Origin of the sequence: Cronobacter sp. EKM101R (assembly GCF_963888145.1) — a bacterium.
Lineage (GTDB): Bacteria > Pseudomonadota > Gammaproteobacteria > Enterobacterales > Enterobacteriaceae > Cronobacter > Cronobacter turicensis.
Genome location: NZ_CAWPHW010000001.1, coordinates 432,205 through 448,422, shown reverse-complemented (window position 1 = coordinate 448,422; position 16,218 = coordinate 432,205). Strand labels below are relative to the sequence as shown.

General features: G+C 59.6%; 15 protein-coding genes. All 15 read right to left on the bottom strand.

Annotated elements, in window-relative coordinates; genetic code table 11:
- Positions 1-13: 13 nt before the first annotated feature.
- Positions 14-733 (bottom strand): RNA polymerase sigma factor FliA, encoded by a 720-nt coding sequence (locus tag AACV31_RS02175; protein WP_004387973.1) that lies wholly within the window; start codon positions 731-733, stop codon positions 14-16.
- 132 nt (positions 734-865) lie between these two features.
- On the bottom strand, positions 866-2,068 hold the full coding sequence (locus AACV31_RS02170) for an acyl-CoA reductase (protein WP_165154557.1): 1,203 nt from the start codon (positions 2,066-2,068) through the stop codon (positions 866-868).
- Positions 2,052-3,134: a LuxE/PaaK family acyltransferase gene (locus tag AACV31_RS02165; protein WP_165154559.1), complete on the bottom strand. Its 1,083-nt coding sequence runs from the start codon at positions 3,132-3,134 to the stop codon at positions 2,052-2,054. Before AACV31_RS02165 ends, AACV31_RS02170 begins: the two co-directional genes overlap by 17 nt.
- Complete coding sequence (locus tag AACV31_RS02160) at positions 3,127-4,542, bottom strand: AMP-binding protein (protein ID WP_165154561.1); 1,416 nt, start codon at positions 4,540-4,542, stop codon at positions 3,127-3,129. The genes AACV31_RS02165 and AACV31_RS02160 overlap by 8 nt, the downstream gene beginning before the upstream one ends.
- On the bottom strand, positions 4,539-5,507 hold the full coding sequence (locus tag AACV31_RS02155) for a transketolase family protein (RefSeq protein WP_165154563.1): 969 nt from the start codon (positions 5,505-5,507) through the stop codon (positions 4,539-4,541). The genes AACV31_RS02160 and AACV31_RS02155 overlap by 4 nt, the downstream gene beginning before the upstream one ends.
- Complete coding sequence (locus AACV31_RS02150; RefSeq protein ID WP_015741686.1) at positions 5,504-6,325, bottom strand: transketolase; 822 nt, start codon at positions 6,323-6,325, stop codon at positions 5,504-5,506. Before AACV31_RS02150 ends, AACV31_RS02155 begins: the two co-directional genes overlap by 4 nt.
- On the bottom strand, positions 6,322-7,065 hold the full coding sequence (locus tag AACV31_RS02145) for an SDR family NAD(P)-dependent oxidoreductase (protein ID WP_075199194.1): 744 nt from the start codon (positions 7,063-7,065) through the stop codon (positions 6,322-6,324). The genes AACV31_RS02150 and AACV31_RS02145 overlap by 4 nt, the downstream gene beginning before the upstream one ends.
- Before the next feature lie 12 nt (positions 7,066-7,077).
- Entirely contained in the window at positions 7,078-7,824 is a 747-nt protein-coding gene (locus tag AACV31_RS02140; protein ID WP_041923698.1) for an SDR family NAD(P)-dependent oxidoreductase, read from the bottom strand.
- A gap of 16 nt (positions 7,825-7,840) precedes the next feature.
- Complete coding sequence (locus AACV31_RS02135) at positions 7,841-8,080, bottom strand: hypothetical protein (RefSeq protein WP_015741689.1); 240 nt, start codon at positions 8,078-8,080, stop codon at positions 7,841-7,843.
- Positions 8,081-8,117: 37 nt separating this feature from the next.
- Positions 8,118-8,756, bottom strand: a complete 639-nt coding sequence (locus AACV31_RS02130; RefSeq protein ID WP_105537793.1) for an acetyltransferase — start codon at positions 8,754-8,756, stop codon at positions 8,118-8,120.
- On the bottom strand, positions 8,753-9,886 hold the full coding sequence (locus AACV31_RS02125; protein WP_105537792.1) for a DegT/DnrJ/EryC1/StrS family aminotransferase: 1,134 nt from the start codon (positions 9,884-9,886) through the stop codon (positions 8,753-8,755). Before AACV31_RS02125 ends, AACV31_RS02130 begins: the two co-directional genes overlap by 4 nt.
- Positions 9,887-9,955: 69 nt before the next feature.
- On the bottom strand, positions 9,956-13,306 hold the full coding sequence (locus AACV31_RS02120; protein WP_165154565.1) for a bifunctional class I SAM-dependent methyltransferase/glycosyltransferase: 3,351 nt from the start codon (positions 13,304-13,306) through the stop codon (positions 9,956-9,958).
- Positions 13,307-13,327: 21 nt separating this feature from the next.
- Entirely contained in the window at positions 13,328-14,815 is a 1,488-nt protein-coding gene (locus AACV31_RS02115) for a hypothetical protein (protein WP_165154567.1), read from the bottom strand.
- Between the two features lie 213 nt (positions 14,816-15,028).
- On the bottom strand, positions 15,029-15,865 hold the full coding sequence (locus AACV31_RS02110; protein ID WP_007769644.1) for a flagellin N-terminal helical domain-containing protein: 837 nt from the start codon (positions 15,863-15,865) through the stop codon (positions 15,029-15,031).
- Between the two features lie 134 nt (positions 15,866-15,999).
- Complete coding sequence (locus tag AACV31_RS02105; protein WP_158685763.1) at positions 16,000-16,203, bottom strand: hypothetical protein; 204 nt, start codon at positions 16,201-16,203, stop codon at positions 16,000-16,002.
- Between the last annotated feature and the right edge of the window lie 15 nt (positions 16,204-16,218).

Genomic DNA, 16,218 nt, shown 5'->3' with positions numbered 1-16,218 from the left:
ACGAATCAACAACCTATAGCTTACCCAGCTTGGTTCGCAGACGTTTAATGGCCTGGCTATGCAACTGGCTAACCCTTGACTCGCCCACTTCCAGTACCGCGCCAATCTCTTTGAGATTGAGCTCTTCCTGGTAGTACAGCGTCAGCACCATCTGCTCGCGCTCCGGCAGCGATTCAATCGCTTCCATGACACGCTCGCGCAAATTGCTTTCCAGCAGTTGATGCAGCGGGTTTTCGTTCTGGTTATCTTCCGTCACCAGTTCGATACTATCGCCATGCTCTTCACGCCATTCGTCATAAGAGAACAGTTGACTATTGTTCGTGTCGAGCAACATCTGACGATATTCTTCAAGCGGGATACTCAGTCGCTCTGCGACCTCCAGTTCCGTCGCGTTACGCCCCAGTTCCTGCTCCAGTTGGCCTATTGCCTGCGCCACCTCGCGCGCGTTGCGTCGGACACTGCGTGGCACCCAGTCACGGCTGCGCAGCTCGTCCAGCATCGCGCCACGTATACGCTGCACTGCGTAAGTGGTAAATGCCGTTCCTTGCAGGGCGTCGTAGCGTTCTACAGCATTCAGCAAGCCGATGCCGCCCGCCTGTAACAAATCGTCCAGTTCGACGCTCGCCGGCAAACGCACCTGCAGGCGCAACGCTTCGTGACGCACCAGCGGGACATAACGCTGCCAGAGCGAGTGTTTATCCATTACACCATCAGCGGTATAGAGAGAATTCACGATAAACAGCCCTGCGTTAGTTGAGTTATCGGCGTGATTATCTAATTCTACAGCGCTTTTTAATCGGGAGAATAATGGTCTAAATAAGGGGTTATTTTCAGGTTATGCGCTAAATCACTGAAAATAAGCTGATTAATAAGAAATTAAAGTTAAACGTCGGGTGAGCGTTTCGGCCAAAGGATACCCATCCCAGAGCAAAGAAAACTGCATACTCTGCCCAATCGGCACGATGCGATCGACGCCGCGTGGTTTGGCAGTCGCCAGAAACCATTGAAATTGCTCAGGATCAACCCCGTACGTAACGATCGTCTGGCACTTCTCCCCGCACAACGGGGCGATGTCCAGTAGATCCCGCGCGACATATTCAATAAACAACCCGCTCTGGTGATGATCCGCCAGCAACGCGCCATTCGGCGTGTCAGTTTGCGCCAGGAAAAGACGATTGTCCGGCTGCGCGATGCGCCTGAGCGTCGGATCCTTCACCGTCTGCGCGCAAAACCACGCCAGGTTACTTACCGCCGTCGTCGGCAGCGGCGCATAGCGCTCGCCGCAGCAGTCGCGAAACGCGGGCCAGAACTGCGCGCGCGCTTCATCGGCGCGATCTCCGGTCCAGACCACCATTTTCGCCGCCGTACACGCCTGCTGGCTCGTCAACAGCGTGTCGTTATAAAACCCTTCCAGCAGGCGCGCTTTATCAGGCGCGGCAAGCCAGGCGTCGGCGTCGATCACCGCAAAGGAGTAACGATCCGCAAAGGCGATATCCACCGCGCGCGGACGCAGCGCCGAGCGCCGCACCTCGCTAATAGTGCGATCGCCGCCCCAGATAAGCCGCGCGTCGCACAGCGCGGAGAAATAATCGGTTAGCGCCGCGTCGTGCGGGTACTGCACAAGACAAAGGCTGTCGGCCATCGCGGGCACATGGGCCAGCGCCCCTTTCAGCGCATCGCAAATCAGCGCAGTCTGGGGAAACGGTTTTGAAGAGAGCCGGACAATATTGGCGTTGCCGGTAAGCAGCCCCGCCGCCAGCGAAAACGCGAAGTTCACCGCCACGTTGGACGGCGCGATATGAAACGCGACGCCGCGCCCCTGGGTGATGCCCTGAGGCATAAATTCCTGGCGCAGCTTTTCCAGCGACGCCGGTCGACACCAGAACGCCAGGCTCACCACATCGCTGTAGGCGCGCGCGCGCGGGTCGGCCAGCAGCTTACGGGAGAACTCGCTTAAGAACGTAAGCGTCTCGTCATCGAACGGCGCGCGCGGGCGAAACGCTTCCAGCGCAGCAAGCTGGGCGGCATCGCCCAGCAGAAAAGTCAGGTTGTCAAAACTGGGCTGCATAAGTGTCGCTACATCCTCTGATTTCGGCCTGTTGCAGGCGTCCGTTGATGCGGAAATATTTACCGTGCCGCCCACAGGGACAATCATCCTCGCCAAGCAAAACGCCCTCATCTTCCGTGAGCAGCGAATGCCCCGGATAGGATTCCGGGATCAGCGACAGCACCTGCACGATCCCCGCGCGCCCCGGTGGACAGACCGAGAAATCGTGCGGATCGCGGATAATCACATCGGAAAAAATACTGGCGTGCAGATGGCCCTGTTCGCACTGCATATAAATGCAGCCGGTCTGCTCCACCATGCCGTAATAGTCATAAATGCGCGTCAGCCCGCATACCTCGTGCAGACGGCGGGCGAACTCCTGCGGCGATACCGCCTCGCTGATGAGCTTTTTCCAGCCGCCGCCGTGGATCAAAATCCCCTGGCTGAGATCGAGCCGCTGGCCGCGTTGCGAAAGCGCGCGCCAGAAATGCTGCCAGATCATAAAGGTGAAACCGAACAGCAGCACCGGCTTGCCCGCGTGTTTCGCAAGAAACGCCGTGATGCCGTCGATATCAAGATTCATCTCGTCATCGAGCGCAAACGCGCGATCGGCGCCGAAGATCGAAAACCCCAGAATGCCCGCGCCGCGCGCGGAAAACATGGTGCGATCTTTGAGCACCGACGGCGTGTCGATAATCAGCATCGGCAGACGCCCCGCGCCGGTAAAGGCGCTGACGATCTTCACCAGCGTTTTTTGCTGGTTGGCCGCCGTTTGCTTATCAAGATAGATCCGCGATACCGCCTGGCCCGTGGTGCCGGATGAGGTCATCACCTTCACGGCTTCGTCGGGCGGAATGCTTGCAAGCGTCAGGGTTTTAAACAGCGACACCGGCAGAAACGGCACGTCTTCCGGCGCTTTCAGGGCGGCGATATCCACGCCGAGGCCGTCAAGCATGGCGCGGTACGGCGCGCAGTGCGCGCGGTGATGGTCCGTCAGCCATTGCAGGCGCTGCGTCATCAGCGCGCGTTTTTCATCGCGCGCCAGCGAATAAGGGGGTTGCTGTAACCACTGCGCGTAATCAAGCACTGAGCGCCTCCAGTTGTGCGTAAAGCGTTTTTCCGGCCGCGTTTTTCGGAATCGCGTCCAGGATCACCACGCGAAACGCGCTGTGATGTAACTGGCAGGTCTGCGCCAGCCAGTTTTTTACCGTTTCGGCCTGGGTTTCATCGGTAAGAAACAGCGTAATGCGATCATCGACGCCGCCCGTGGCGCACTCCAGCCCCACAAACTGGTTCTTCACCAGCTGTTCCAGCTCATCGAGCCCGACGCGGTTGCCGAATACTTTCAGGAACCGTTTTTTGCGCCCGACGATGGTATAGACGCCGTTCTCGTCGCGGCGGGCCAGATCGCCTGTCGCGAGCCGCCCTTTAAAATCATCGCCGCGCGCCAGACACTCCCGCGTTTGCGCGTAGCCAGGACAAACGTTCGGGCCATAATAGATAAGCTCGCCGGTTTCCTGCGCCGCGGTAATTTCCGCGCCGTTCTCATCTTCAAGCGTAAAGCGCCCGCCCGGAATAGCTACCCCCATCGCGCCCGCCATGGTTGCCGCGTGCTCCGCAGGCAAATAGCCCATCCGCGAGGTAGCTTCCGACGCGCCATACATCACCACGAAACGCTTGCCCTGCTCCTGCGCCCAGGCGGCGAACGCCTCATGCAGCGCTGCGGAGAGCTTGCCGCCCGCCTGCGTTAACGTGCGCAGCGAGGGGAGCGTCATGCGCATAAAGCGCAGCTTATTGAGCATTTCGAAGGTATAAGGCACGCCCGCGAGCGACGTGGCCTGCTGGCTTTTCACGAACGCCCAGAAGCCCGGCTGCACCGGGCCGCTGCGGGTCATCAGCAGCGTCGCCCCTTGCGCCAGGTGGGAATGGATAACCGATAAGCCATACACATAATTCATCGGCAGATAGACCAGCGGACGCTCGTTCGCGTCTATAGCCAGATAGTCGCAAATGCTGGCGCAGTTACTGAGGAGATTCTCATAGCTCTGGCGCACCAGCTTCGGACTGCCGGTCGAGCCGGAGGTGGTTATCAGCAGCGCCAGCGCGTCGTCCATCGCCGGTGCCGGCTCATTTGTCGCGATAAGCTGATATCCGTTGTGGCGCAGCAGCACCTCGCCCGGCCACGCGCGGCCTTCCGGCAGCCAGAGAAAACCCGGCCGCCAGCGCGCCAGCAGCGCATCGGCCAGCGTCTCATCGAGCTGACCGTCAAGCATCACCGGCACCGCGCGGGCGTTCAGCGCCGCCAGATAACCGGTCAGCGACGCCGCGCTGTTTTCGCAAAAGCAGAACATCAGCGCGCGGGCGGGCAGATGCGCGCGCACCTGCGCCACGCGGTCAGCCAGCTCGCCGTATGAGAGCGTCGCCCCGCCGTCTTCAATCAGCGCCACGGCATCGCGCGGCGCCTGTGTCAGTTGCCAGAAAGGCACAGCATTCATAACACCGCGTCCAGAATCTGTTGTGTTACCTGTGGCGCGGTCAGGCCGCACTGCTCCAGCATCCAGGCGTATTCGCCCGCCGGGCCGTAGCCCTGAGGAATGCCCAGACGCAGCAGCCGCGGCGCCCCGCCCTGTTCAGCGAGATATTCCGCCACCGCGCCGCCAAGGCCGCCCACGACGCTGTGTTCTTCCAGCGTCACCAGCAGACGGCTGCCGAACAGGCTCTTAAGCGTGTCGGTGTCGAGCGGTTTGATGGTATGCATATCAACGACCGCGCAGCGCAGCCCGTGAGCTTCCAGCGCGTCGGCGGCTTTCAGCGCCACCGCGACCATGCTGCCGGTGGCGACCAGCGCGATATCCTCGCCGTCGCGCAGGCGCATCGCTTTACCGAGCTCAAACACGGCCTGCTCGCGGTAGACCACCGGCGTGCGCATCCCGCCGGTGAGGCGCAGATAGACCGGGCCGTGATGGCGCGCGGCCAGTTCGGTCAGTTGCGCCGTCGCCGTCGCGTCGGCGGGCGAAAGAATGGTCAGCCCGGAAATCGCGCGCAGCGTGGCGATATCTTCAATGCCGTAATGCGTGGTGCCGAACATCCCCATCGCAAAACCGGAGGCCAGCCCCACCACTTTAACATTCTCTTGCAAGTAGCCGAGATAGTGGCGCATCTGCTCGCAGGCGCGCAGCGCCGCGAAATTGGCGAACGTGGTGGCGAACGGCACCAGCCCCTGAGAGGCCATGCCCGCCGCCACGCCGATTAAATTCTGCTCGGCGATGCCGAGGTTAAAAAAGCGCTCCGGATAGGTGCTGCTAAAGCGCTCCATCCCGGAGGTGATGGCGAGATCGGCGGTCAGGCCGACCAGCGCCGGGTTCTCTTCGGCAAGCTTCAACAGCGTGACGCCAAAGGTGCCGCGCGTGCCCATCATGGACCAGGCGCGGATCTCGGCAGGCGTAATCGTCAGGCTCATGCGTGTGCCTCCAGTTCGGCGAGCGCGGCGTCGCGCTGGGCCGCCGACAGTCGGGCGCGATGAAACGCGTTGTTATGCTCCATAAACGACACCCCTTTGCCTTTGACGGTGCGCGCCACAATCGCTTTCGGCTTGCCGTGCGACGGCGCGTCGAGCGCGGCCAGCAGCGCCGCGATATCGTGGCCGTCGCAGGTTTCCACGTGCCAGCCGCAGGCGGCCCACAGTGCCGGGAAATCCATCTTTATCGTCTGCTCGCAGGACCAGTCGGACTGAAAACCGTTGCAGTCAACGATAGCGGTAAGCTGATCCAGCCCCTGCTGGGCGGCGAAAAACGCGCTTTCCCAGACCGAGCCTTCATTGCATTCGCCGTCGCCGAGCACGATGTAATGACGCCAGCTTTCGCCGCGCAGACGCTGCGCCAGCGCCGCGCCGCAGGCGTAACCGACGCCCATGCCGAGCGAGCCGCCCGCGAAATCAATCCCGAGCGGCGGGTTCATCGGCGTCAGCGCCGGAAAGCGCGAGCCGCTGTGATCGAACGTCGCCAGTTCTTCGTCGCTCAGCACGCCGTAGTGGTGCAGCGTGGCGTAGAGCGCCAGCGCCGCATGGCCTTTACTGAGCAGAAAACGGTCGCGCGCCATCGACGCCATATTCTTCGGATCAAAGCGCATCACCGCGCCATACAGCGCGGCGGCGATCTCTACCATCGAGAGCGCCGGGCCAAGATGCACGCCGTCTACCGGCGCCGCGCTGGCGGTGCGGATAATCGACTGACGGATGGCGCGCGCGTCGAGGGCAAGCTTACCGACGCGGGCGTTCATCGCAGACCGCCGTCAACGCGCAGCGTCTGGCCGGTTACGTAAGACGAGAGATCGGACGCCAGCCAGACGGCGGCAGCGGCTATCTCCTGCGGCGCGCCGAGGCGGCGCAGATCGGTGCCGTTACGGGTCTCTTCGATAATGTAATCCGGCATCGTGGAGAGCATGTCCGTTTCGGTCATGCCCGGCGCGATGCAGTTCGCGCGAATGCCCTGCTCGCCAAGCTCCGTGGCGATGGTGCGGGTCAGCGCGACGACCGCCGCTTTGGCCGCGCCATAAGCCGCTTTACCGGCATTGCCGTCTTCGGCGGCGGTCGAGGCGATATTCACAATGCTGCCGAAACGCTGACGGGTCATCAGTTTTGACACCATCTGGGTAAAGCTGAACAGCGAGAAGAAGTTCACTTCGAATTGCTCACGCAGCGCCTGCATCGTGGTCATCTGGAACAGCGCGTTCCAGGTGACGCCCGCGTTGTTCACCAGCGCGTGCAGCGGTCGTTTGTCGCTCATCAGGCGTTTAACCGCGCCTTTCATCGCGTCGTTATCGGTCAGATCGAAGCACAGCGGCCAGATCTCGACCTGGTAACGTTCGGCAAGCGCCGCCATGTCGGCCAGAAATTCCGGCGTTTCGCTGCGCGCATGGGCGTAAATGCACGCGCCTTCGGCGGCGAAAGCCTCCACCATCGCGCGCCCGATACCGCGCGCGCAACCGGTGATAATGACGTTTTTCTCTTTTAACAACATGGGCTTCCCCTTTTAATAGCCGATCCCGCCGTCGACGCGCACCACCTGGCCCGTCACGTAGCTTGCCGCGTCAGAGCCGAGCCATACCAGCGTGTCGGCTACTTCGTCCGCCCGTCCGGTACGGCGCAGAGCGCTCTGCGCCAGCTTGCTGTCCACCACGTCGCTTGCGAGGTTTTCGGTCATCGGCGTGGCGATAACGCCTGGCGCCACCGCGTTCACGCGAATGCCCTGCGGCGCCAGCTCAATGGAAAGCGTTTTGGTCGCCGCCACCATCGCGGCTTTCGAGGCCGCGTAGGCGAGCTGACCGCTGTTGCCGTCGAGGCCGGAAATACTCGCGATGTTAATGATGCTGCCGCGTTTATTGCGCAGCATCAGGCGGGTGAGATACTGGGTGAACACCATCTGTGAAAAGAAGTTGATGGCGAAGGTCTTGTGCAGCTGCTCCATGGTGACCATCGGGAACAGCGCGTCGAGCGTCACGCCCGCCACGTTCACCAGGATATCCACCGGCACTTTCGCTTTCTGAATCGCCATCGCGGCCTGCTTGATGGACGCATCGTCCAGCAGATCAAAGCAAACCGGCGTAATGGTCACGCCGTATTGCGAAGCGAGTTCAGCGATTTGCGCGCTGAACGCCGCGTCTTCCTGCTGAACGCAGGCGAAGATATTCGCCCCGTGGCGCGCGTAAGCGACCATCGTGGCGTTGCCGATCCCCTGCAGACAGCCGGTGATTACCGCATTTTTTCCTGCGAGCAGCATGCTGACCTCCGTCATATCAGGCGATTTCTACGTCGTATTTTTGCAGGATCTCTTTGCCTTTCTGCCACGAGGAGAAATCGATGATGTCTTCGGTATCCATCATGATGTCGAAGGTTTCTTCCAGTGCGGCGATCATGGTCATGTGGCCGACGGAATCCCAGGACGGGGTGTCCTGATATTTGTAATCCGCGAGCACCTCTTCCGGCACTTCAAACGTTTCCATAAAAATGGTGTTGTACTTCGCTAAGTTAGTCATGGTCATACTCCAGATAAAAAATGTTCTGTCGCGGCGCTTATTTAAACACCTTGCCCTGGGTGTTCTGGCGCATCGCCCTGGCCGGGTTGCCCAGTACGATCGTGGCGTCCGCCACGTCGCTGAATACCGCAGAGCCCATGCCGACGATGGCGTCATCGCCGATGCGGGTCTGCTCTTTTACGCAACTGTTCATGCCGATAAACACGCGCTCGCCCACCACGCAGTGGCCTGCCAGCGCCACCAGGCTTGAGACGACGCTGTACGCGCCGATAGCGCAGTCATGGCCGACGCAGGCGCGCGGCTGGATCAGCACGTTTTCGCCAATCGTCACGCCGCAGGAGATCAGCGCGCCGTCGCAAAGGATCGCGCCGGGGCGGATCTCGCTTTGCGACGGAACATCGACATTCGGGTGAATGAGCGTCGCGAGCGGCGCGACGCCTGAGAGCTTCTGCGCCAGGCGCTGGCGCAGCGCGGGTTCGCCGATAGCGATAGCCACTTCGCACTCTGCCGGGCGCGCGTCGAAACGCACCACCGCCGCGCCGTAGACCTCCTGCGCGTCGGTTACATCGTCAATAAAGAAAATCTCGCTCCAGCGCGACGTGCACTGGTTAATGGCGCGCGCCAGCATCAGCACCTCGCGCCCTAACCCGCCTGCGCCGTAAATGCCAAGCTTCATGCCACTTTCTCCGCAAGCCCCAGCGCGGCCTGCGCGCGGATGGCGTCCACCACGCGGCGCTGATCGTCTTCGGTCAGATCCGGGAAAATCGGCAGACACAGAATGCGCTCGGCGATACCCGTGGCGATCGGCAGGTGCTGCGGCTGCGCCGACGGCAGATGGCGGTACATGGAGAACGCGCTGATCAGCGGGTAGAAATAGCGGCGCGAATAAATGTTTTCGGCTTTCAGCGCTTCATAGAGCGCGTCGCGGCTCACCGGGAATTCATCGCCCACGCGGATCGGGAAGTAAGAGTGGTTCCACTCCACGTCATCCGGCGCGCTGAAGGTTTCGATGCCAGGGATATCGGCCAGCCATTCGCAGTAACGGTCGTGGATAGCCGCGCGGTTCGCCAGCGCTTTATCGATATGCCCAAGCTGCACCAGGCCAAAGGCCGCCTGCACTTCGTTCATTTTGGCGTTGATACCCGGCGCGACCACGGTCGTTTCCCCGGCGAAGCCAAAGTTTTTCAGGTAGTCGATGCGCTGTTTCATGCGCGCGTCCGGGCAGATGATCGCCCCGCCCTCAAAGGTGTTGAAAACTTTGGTGGCGTGGAAGCTCAGGATCGACAGATCGCCGCAGTTCAGGATGCTCTGGTGGTTTTTCTTCACGCCGAACGCATGCGCGGCGTCGTAGATAACCTTCAGGCCCCAGGCGTCGGCGATGGACTGAATTTTGTCGACATCGCATGGCAGTCCGTAGCAGTGAACCGGCAGGATAGCCGAGGTCGCTGGCGTTATCAGCTGTTCGATTTTGTTCGGATCGATGTTGCAGGTGACCGGATCGATATCGGCGAAAACCGGCGTCAGGCCATTCCACAGCAGCGAATGCGAGGTGGCGACGAACGAATACGGGGTGGTGATCACTTCGCCCGTAATGCGCAGCGCCTGAAGCGCGGTCAGCAAGGCCAGCGTGCCGTTGGAAAACAGGCAGAGGTGTTCCACGCCGAGATACTCAGCGAGCCGGGTTTCCAGCTCCTGATGAAACGGGCCGCCGTTGGTCAGGTATTTGTTTTCCCAGATCTGCTCAAGATACGGGATAAACTCTTCCAGCGGCGGAAGCAGCGGGCTGGTGACAAAAAGATTTTGCATAGTACACCTCGGTGTTTTACACCAAACGTTTCCGGCCCCGGCCGGTATGGGTGATGCCGTCGCGACGCGTTATTCCTCGACGAAGAACGAACGCGGCGCCTCTCCGGTACAGTAAATTTTCCACGCTTCGCGCAGCCCTTTTTCAAAGGTGTCAGCCACCCGGAACCCGTCGGCGTTATCGGTCGGGATGCGGCTGCGCATAGAGAGGCGAATCGCGTTCAGTTCCTCAAAGCGGCCCTGCCAGGAGAGCGCTTTTTCGACGTAGTCCGCTTTATCGTTCGCCACGAATTCCGGCAATCCATAGCCGTTCATAATGTCCACGCCCTGACGCCCCGCCATCGTTTCGCCGCAGAGCGTGAGCGTAGGAACGCCCATCCACGCGCCGTGGTTGGTGGTGGTGCCGCCGGTATACGGGAAGGCGTCGAGCAAAATATCGATGTGATGGTGGTATTCGAGATACTCGATAAGGCCGGTGCGCGTTCTGAAAATGAGCTGTTCCGGGCGCGCGCCGAAATGCGTAAGGCGGCGCGTCATCATCGCTATCATCTCGTCATCGGCCATAAAGCCCATCAGCAGTTTCGCGCTCGGCTCGCGCACCAGGATCTGCGCCCAGAGTTCAAGCACGTCATCGTTGACTTTTTTCGGGCGGTTGAAGCTCGCGAACGTCAGATGGCCGTTACGCAGCGCCGGCAGCGAGTTAACGTCCGGGCTTTGCGGATGCGGCTCGAAAATTTTGCGCATCGGCACCCAGAGGATCTGCTCGGTAAACTGTTCGGTCATGCCCGGCGGGCTTGCCAGCGTCGAGGAGAGCAGGCGGTAATCCATCGCCGGCACGCCGGTGGTGCCGGGGTAGCCAATCCAGGTCATCTGCAGCGGCGCCGGACGCAGCGCGAACATCGGCAGTCGCGTCCAGGTCGTATGCCCCGAGAGATCGATAAGAATGTCCACGCCATCGTCGTTGATCTGGCGCGCCAGTTCGCGATCGCTTAACTGATACGCGTCGCGCCACAGTACGGCGCCCGCGCGCAGATGATCCGTCACCTCGTCATGCATCGGCGCGGCGTTATAGCCCACCAGTTCAAACTGCGTGCGGTCAAACGACTCCCAGAACGGCAGCAAAAAGTTGCTGACCGGATGCGTGCGCAGATCGCCTGAAACAAACCCGACGCGCAGTTTGCGGTTCGGATCTTTCACATTATTGAGCGGCAAATCGAGCGCGCAGCGTACGGCGTGGGCGGTGACGCGCTCGCCATATTCGCGGTGCTTCGCCAGCAGCTCCTGTGCGCTGACGCGATTGTCATGGGTCAGTACAAACAGCAGGCTGGTGAAGCAGTCGAAATCCTGCGGCGCTATCTCAAGGGATTTTTCCAGGAAGTAACGCGCTTCGTCGAGCTTCTGGTTATCGCTCAGCACCACGCCCATCATCGCCAGATAGCGCGGGTTGCGCGGCTGGAAGCGAAACGCCTCGCGAGCGCATTTTTCCGCGAGCGTCATGTCGCCGCGCGCGTGATAAAGCGTACCGAGGGAGTTCCAGAACCCGGCGTTTTTCTCATCGAGACGCAGCAGGCCGCGCACCACTTTACGGGCGTTGAAGTGATCGAGCGTTTTTTGCAGCGCCGTCGCCAGATCGTAATAGATATCGAGGCTTGAGAAGTAATGGCCCATCAGGCGGCAGAGCGCCTCCAGCGCCTCGTCCCACGCGCCGGTCAGCACGCAGGTGCGCGAGTAGCAGCGCAGAATGTGCATATTCTGCGGGTCCTGCGCCAGCAGCTCGCGGGTATACTCGCGCGCCTCTTTCGCCATCCCTTTGCCAATCAGCCGGTTCGCCTCTTCATAGACGGCATCCATCTCGACGCTGTCGGTCTGGCTGTCGGCATCCTGATTGGTTTCGCTTTGCAGCAGGCCGCCGCGCCGCTCGCTGACGCTTAACAGCAGCAGCGTATTCAGGAACTGTTTCAGCCAGGCCACTTTGCCGGTGCGCAGAAACGGCTGAATGGCGTTTTTCCAGGCCAGCGGCGAGCCGTTCAGCACGCCGCGAATGCGCAGCGCGGTAAAACTCGCCCACGCTTCGTCATCGGTCGCGCTCATGCCGTCGCGCAGCCAGCGCCAGTGCGCGGGCGCGACGGTAACCGCCTCGCCCCACAGGTTCAGCACGCGGGTCTCTTCGTCGGTCTCAGGTAGCGGCGCAACCGGTGCCAGAATGTCATTTTCCGCGCGATTATAGGGCCCTGGCGCCGCACTCCAGTGCAGCCCGTCGAGGTTATTGAGAAACAGATCGCGCAGCGATTCCAGCACCAGCTTGCGGGTGTCGTCGCCCGGACGCTCCGGCAGGCGGCAGTTAAAGACCAGCTGGTCGACGCTCAGGCTCATCGGCCAGGCGCCCGCCAGCAGGTCGAGAATTTGCAGCGTTACCGGGTTTTCAGTTCGCACCGGCACGCCGGACTGTGAAATATGGCCGCTGACCACTTTTCCGTTCAACGCAAAGACGCGGGTGAAGTTGCCGGCCCAGTGCAGCGACTCAAGGACAGCCAGATCCGGCACGAACGACGGCTCTGCCGCGCCTGTGGCGCACAGCAGGGTGAAACGCTCACGGCGGTTGACCGCGAAATCGAGGTACTGGCGCGCGCTGTGGCGATCGCTCTGCCCCGCGATCATGGCGTGGAGCTGTTGCTGGCGCTCGCCGTAGGACGCGGCAAGCTCGGTCTGCGGGAGCGCATCGCCGATGCACGCCAGATCCAGCGCCTGCATCTCGCGGGCGAAATCGGTGTAGTCGCTCGCCGCCGCGTCGCTGGCCGGATAGCGCTGCATCAGCGATGCATCGTCGAGCGCTTCCGCCTCCAGCACCTGGGTTTTCAGCGCGCCGTCCGGCAGCGTCATCGCCAGATACCCGAGCATGGCGCGCGCCGAGGCGAGCTGTTCATCCTGGCTTGCGGCACGCTGGCAGTGAAACGCGAGCGCGTCGCGAAGCGTGGCGTCGTCGCGGTTATCCGCAAGCGCCGCGTGATACGCAATAATCCCCTGCGCGGAGAGATGCTGACGGCACCAGCGCAGCAGGATGTCGCGCGTGTCTGCGTCGGTGTGAGAAAAACGCCCATGAATAATGATGTAGTCAAACTCGCCCGGCGACACCGCCAGCAGATCGCCAAGACCCGCGGCGAACAGTTCGATATTGTTAAGGCCGCTTGCCTGGATCTGTTGCTGCCCTTCGCCGATACGCGCCTCATCAAGATCGATACCGAGCGCGATACTGTTCGGCCAGGCGCGGGCGTGCGCGATCAGCGCCTCGCCTGCCCCACAGCCAATCTCCAGCACCCGCGCGAACGCAGGCGACGCCGCCGCCACATGGTTAAGCGCGGCGCTGGCGTGCAGGGCGACAGGGCTAATGCGGTGTTCCGGGTAGAGCGTCTTCACATCATTCATCCGTATTAATAAATAGAAAGTTTATGCGCTGAGGTATTTCGCCATCAGACTGGTTTTGTAATCGCTGAATGTACCCTTCCCATTTTTAACTGTTGTAACCATCCAGGCGAAGGCGTCCGGCGTATGGTTTATACAAACCAGCCGTGAAGCATCTTCTCTGCGCACCTGCATCTGCTCTACCGCGGGCAGCATGTCGAGCGCAAAGGAGAGCGCCACCTGATCGAGGAACCATTCGTTGTTTTCTGCCGCCAGGTTGCGATCGATAAACCGGGCCACGATATCCAGATAGCGGAAATTCGCCTCAGTCGGCCGGGCGTAAATAAAGGCTCCCAGCACCCGCTCCCAGAGCGGCGCGCCGTTGCTGCAGGTCAGGATAAGGTTGGCGTCGCCAAGGCCCACATACACGTCGGCCCACGGCTGGCGCACCAGGCAGTCGGCGTCCAGCAGGATAACCGGGGCGTCGAACTGCTCCAGCGCATGGCGCAGGAAGACAAAACGGCGCGAGGCGAAATGCACGTTAATCCCGCGCACCGGCGCGATGGTTTCACTGCTAAGAGAAAGGTTCAGCCCAGGAAACGCCGCCTGCATCTCATGCACGCGGGCTTCGCAACGCGCGTCGCAGTTATAGATGTGCAGATGCACATCCAGCGCCGTGCCGTTCGTTTCATAGACCGAGGCCACCAGCGCCTGGGCGTGGTCGAAGAAATATTTCGGATCGCAGGAGACCAGCACGGTGGTATTACCGGTCGCCGCTTTCGGGATGTGCCAGGTATAACGGCTGTAATCCGGCAGCGGCAGCGGTTCGGTCAACGGGCGAAAATCGATAAAGGAATCCGGGCAGCCGCCGAGCTTATAAATGCCGCAGACGATCATCAGCAGCACCAGCGACTCTTCTTCTATTAAGGCAGAATCCGCCGTCAGCGCCTGAATCACGACCTGCGCCTGGTTGTAGTCTTCTTCCATCAGGCAAATGAGCAGCAGAATTTTCAAAACCGGCGCGCTGTTGCTGAGGTTTGACAGGTGGTTGGAAATTAAAAAGACCGCGCCGTCGATTTCATTCACACGAAACAGCAGCTGAATAGCAACCACCACAAAATTGACCGAATCGTCACGCTGAAGCGCTTCGACGACGTGCGCCGTTACCTGCTCGCTGAAACCGTCTACCGCGGCCACCTGATGGCCCTGCTTTTTGCTGTCGAAAGCCTGGTTGGCAAGCGTCGCGGCGCACAGCAGATGTTTAATCGCCAGCGTTTTTGCTTCATCAAGATCGGGTGGGGTTGGCGCCGCCATGATGGCAGGCTCCATCGCCGCGTAATCGGTGCTCCAGAAGTGCAGCACTTCCGCCACAAGGTGGGACGGCATCACATCCGCTTCAGGAAGATAAATATTGCGGGTGAAGATGTCACGATAGTACTGGTGCATTGCACGACACTGGGCAAACTGATTCATCGGTTTTAACTCATCATTAATTGCAACGCGCGACGGCGTTTTGCCAGTCAACCCGGCCATATCTGTCGCAACCTGAAGATTATTCCCGTTCGCGGCACGCAAAGAGGAAGCTTTCCTGAAAGGGTAACATCGGGCGCGCGGGCATAATGGAGGGAAAAACCCTGCGAATAGCGGCTTATTTTGGAGATTGCATTTAAGGAGAAGGCCGATAACTAACAGGCAAAAAAAAAAGGTTGCTGTTTCCAGCAACCTTTTTGAAAGCTTGAGCGTCTATTAACGCAGCAGGGACAGCATGGACTGCGGAACCTGGTTTGCCTGAGACAGTACAGAAGTACCAGCCTGTTGCAGGATCTGAGCGCGAGACATGTTAGAAACTTCGGTCGCGTAGTCAGCGTCCTGGATACGGGACTGTGCCGCAGACAGGTTGTTGATAGAGTTGTTCAGGTTGTTGATGGTAGATTCAAAACGGTTCTGAATCGCACCCATGTTAGAACGCGCGGTATCGATCTTAGCGATAGCAGCATCAGCAGCAGAAATCACAGCCTGAGCGGTGGAGTTGTCTGCGATAGAGGTGCTCAGGCTAGAGTCCAGAGTACCAGAGGTCGCGTTGATCAGGGCGTTGCTGTCGATGGAGATGGTATCGTTAGAAGAAGTACCAGCGCCAACCTGAATTTTCAGAGCGGTGCTTACAGAACCGTCCAGCAGTTTTTTGCCGTTGAAGTTAGCACCACCAGCGATACGGTCGATTTCAGACAGACGCTGAGTGATTTCCGTGTTGATGGAAGTCAGGTCGGTAGAACCGTTGGTGTCGTTCGCAGCCTGAACAGCCAGCTCACGGATACGCTGTAAGTTGGTGTTGATTTCGTTCAGGTTACCTTCAGCGGTCTGAACCAGGGAGATGCCGTCGTTTGCGTTACGAGCAGCCTGGGTCATACCTTTAACCTGAGAGGTCATACGGTTAGCAATCGCCTGGCCAGCAGCGTCGTCTTTCGCGCTGTTGATACGCAGACCAGAGGACAGACGCTCGATAGCAGTGCCCAGAGCAGACTGAGATTTGTTCAGGTTGGTCTGAGTGGTCAGGGACAAAAGGTTAGTATTGATAACTGACATAATTTAATTCCTTCAAAAATTGGGTTTAGGTTCGGTGCCTAACACTCACGGCGTCTCTCACCGTCAACAAGGTTATCGACGCTTCTTAAAAAGACTTTAGAAACAAACTCAAAAAATTTACATGTTATTGTTTATTAACGTTTTATTTTATTTAATGTCTTTTTATAAGTCTCGGAACTAAGATTTTTCTTATGTATTGTATAAATAAATTCTGGCTGCCTTTTCCCTTTTATTAATGCGCCATGGCGCTTTTTTGCAGACTTTTTTCCAGACATATAAAGAAGGGGAAGATTTCGCTTAAGGCAGGCTATCGGTTCAATAGCCTGCGTCTGCATCATCTATTCCTGGGATCA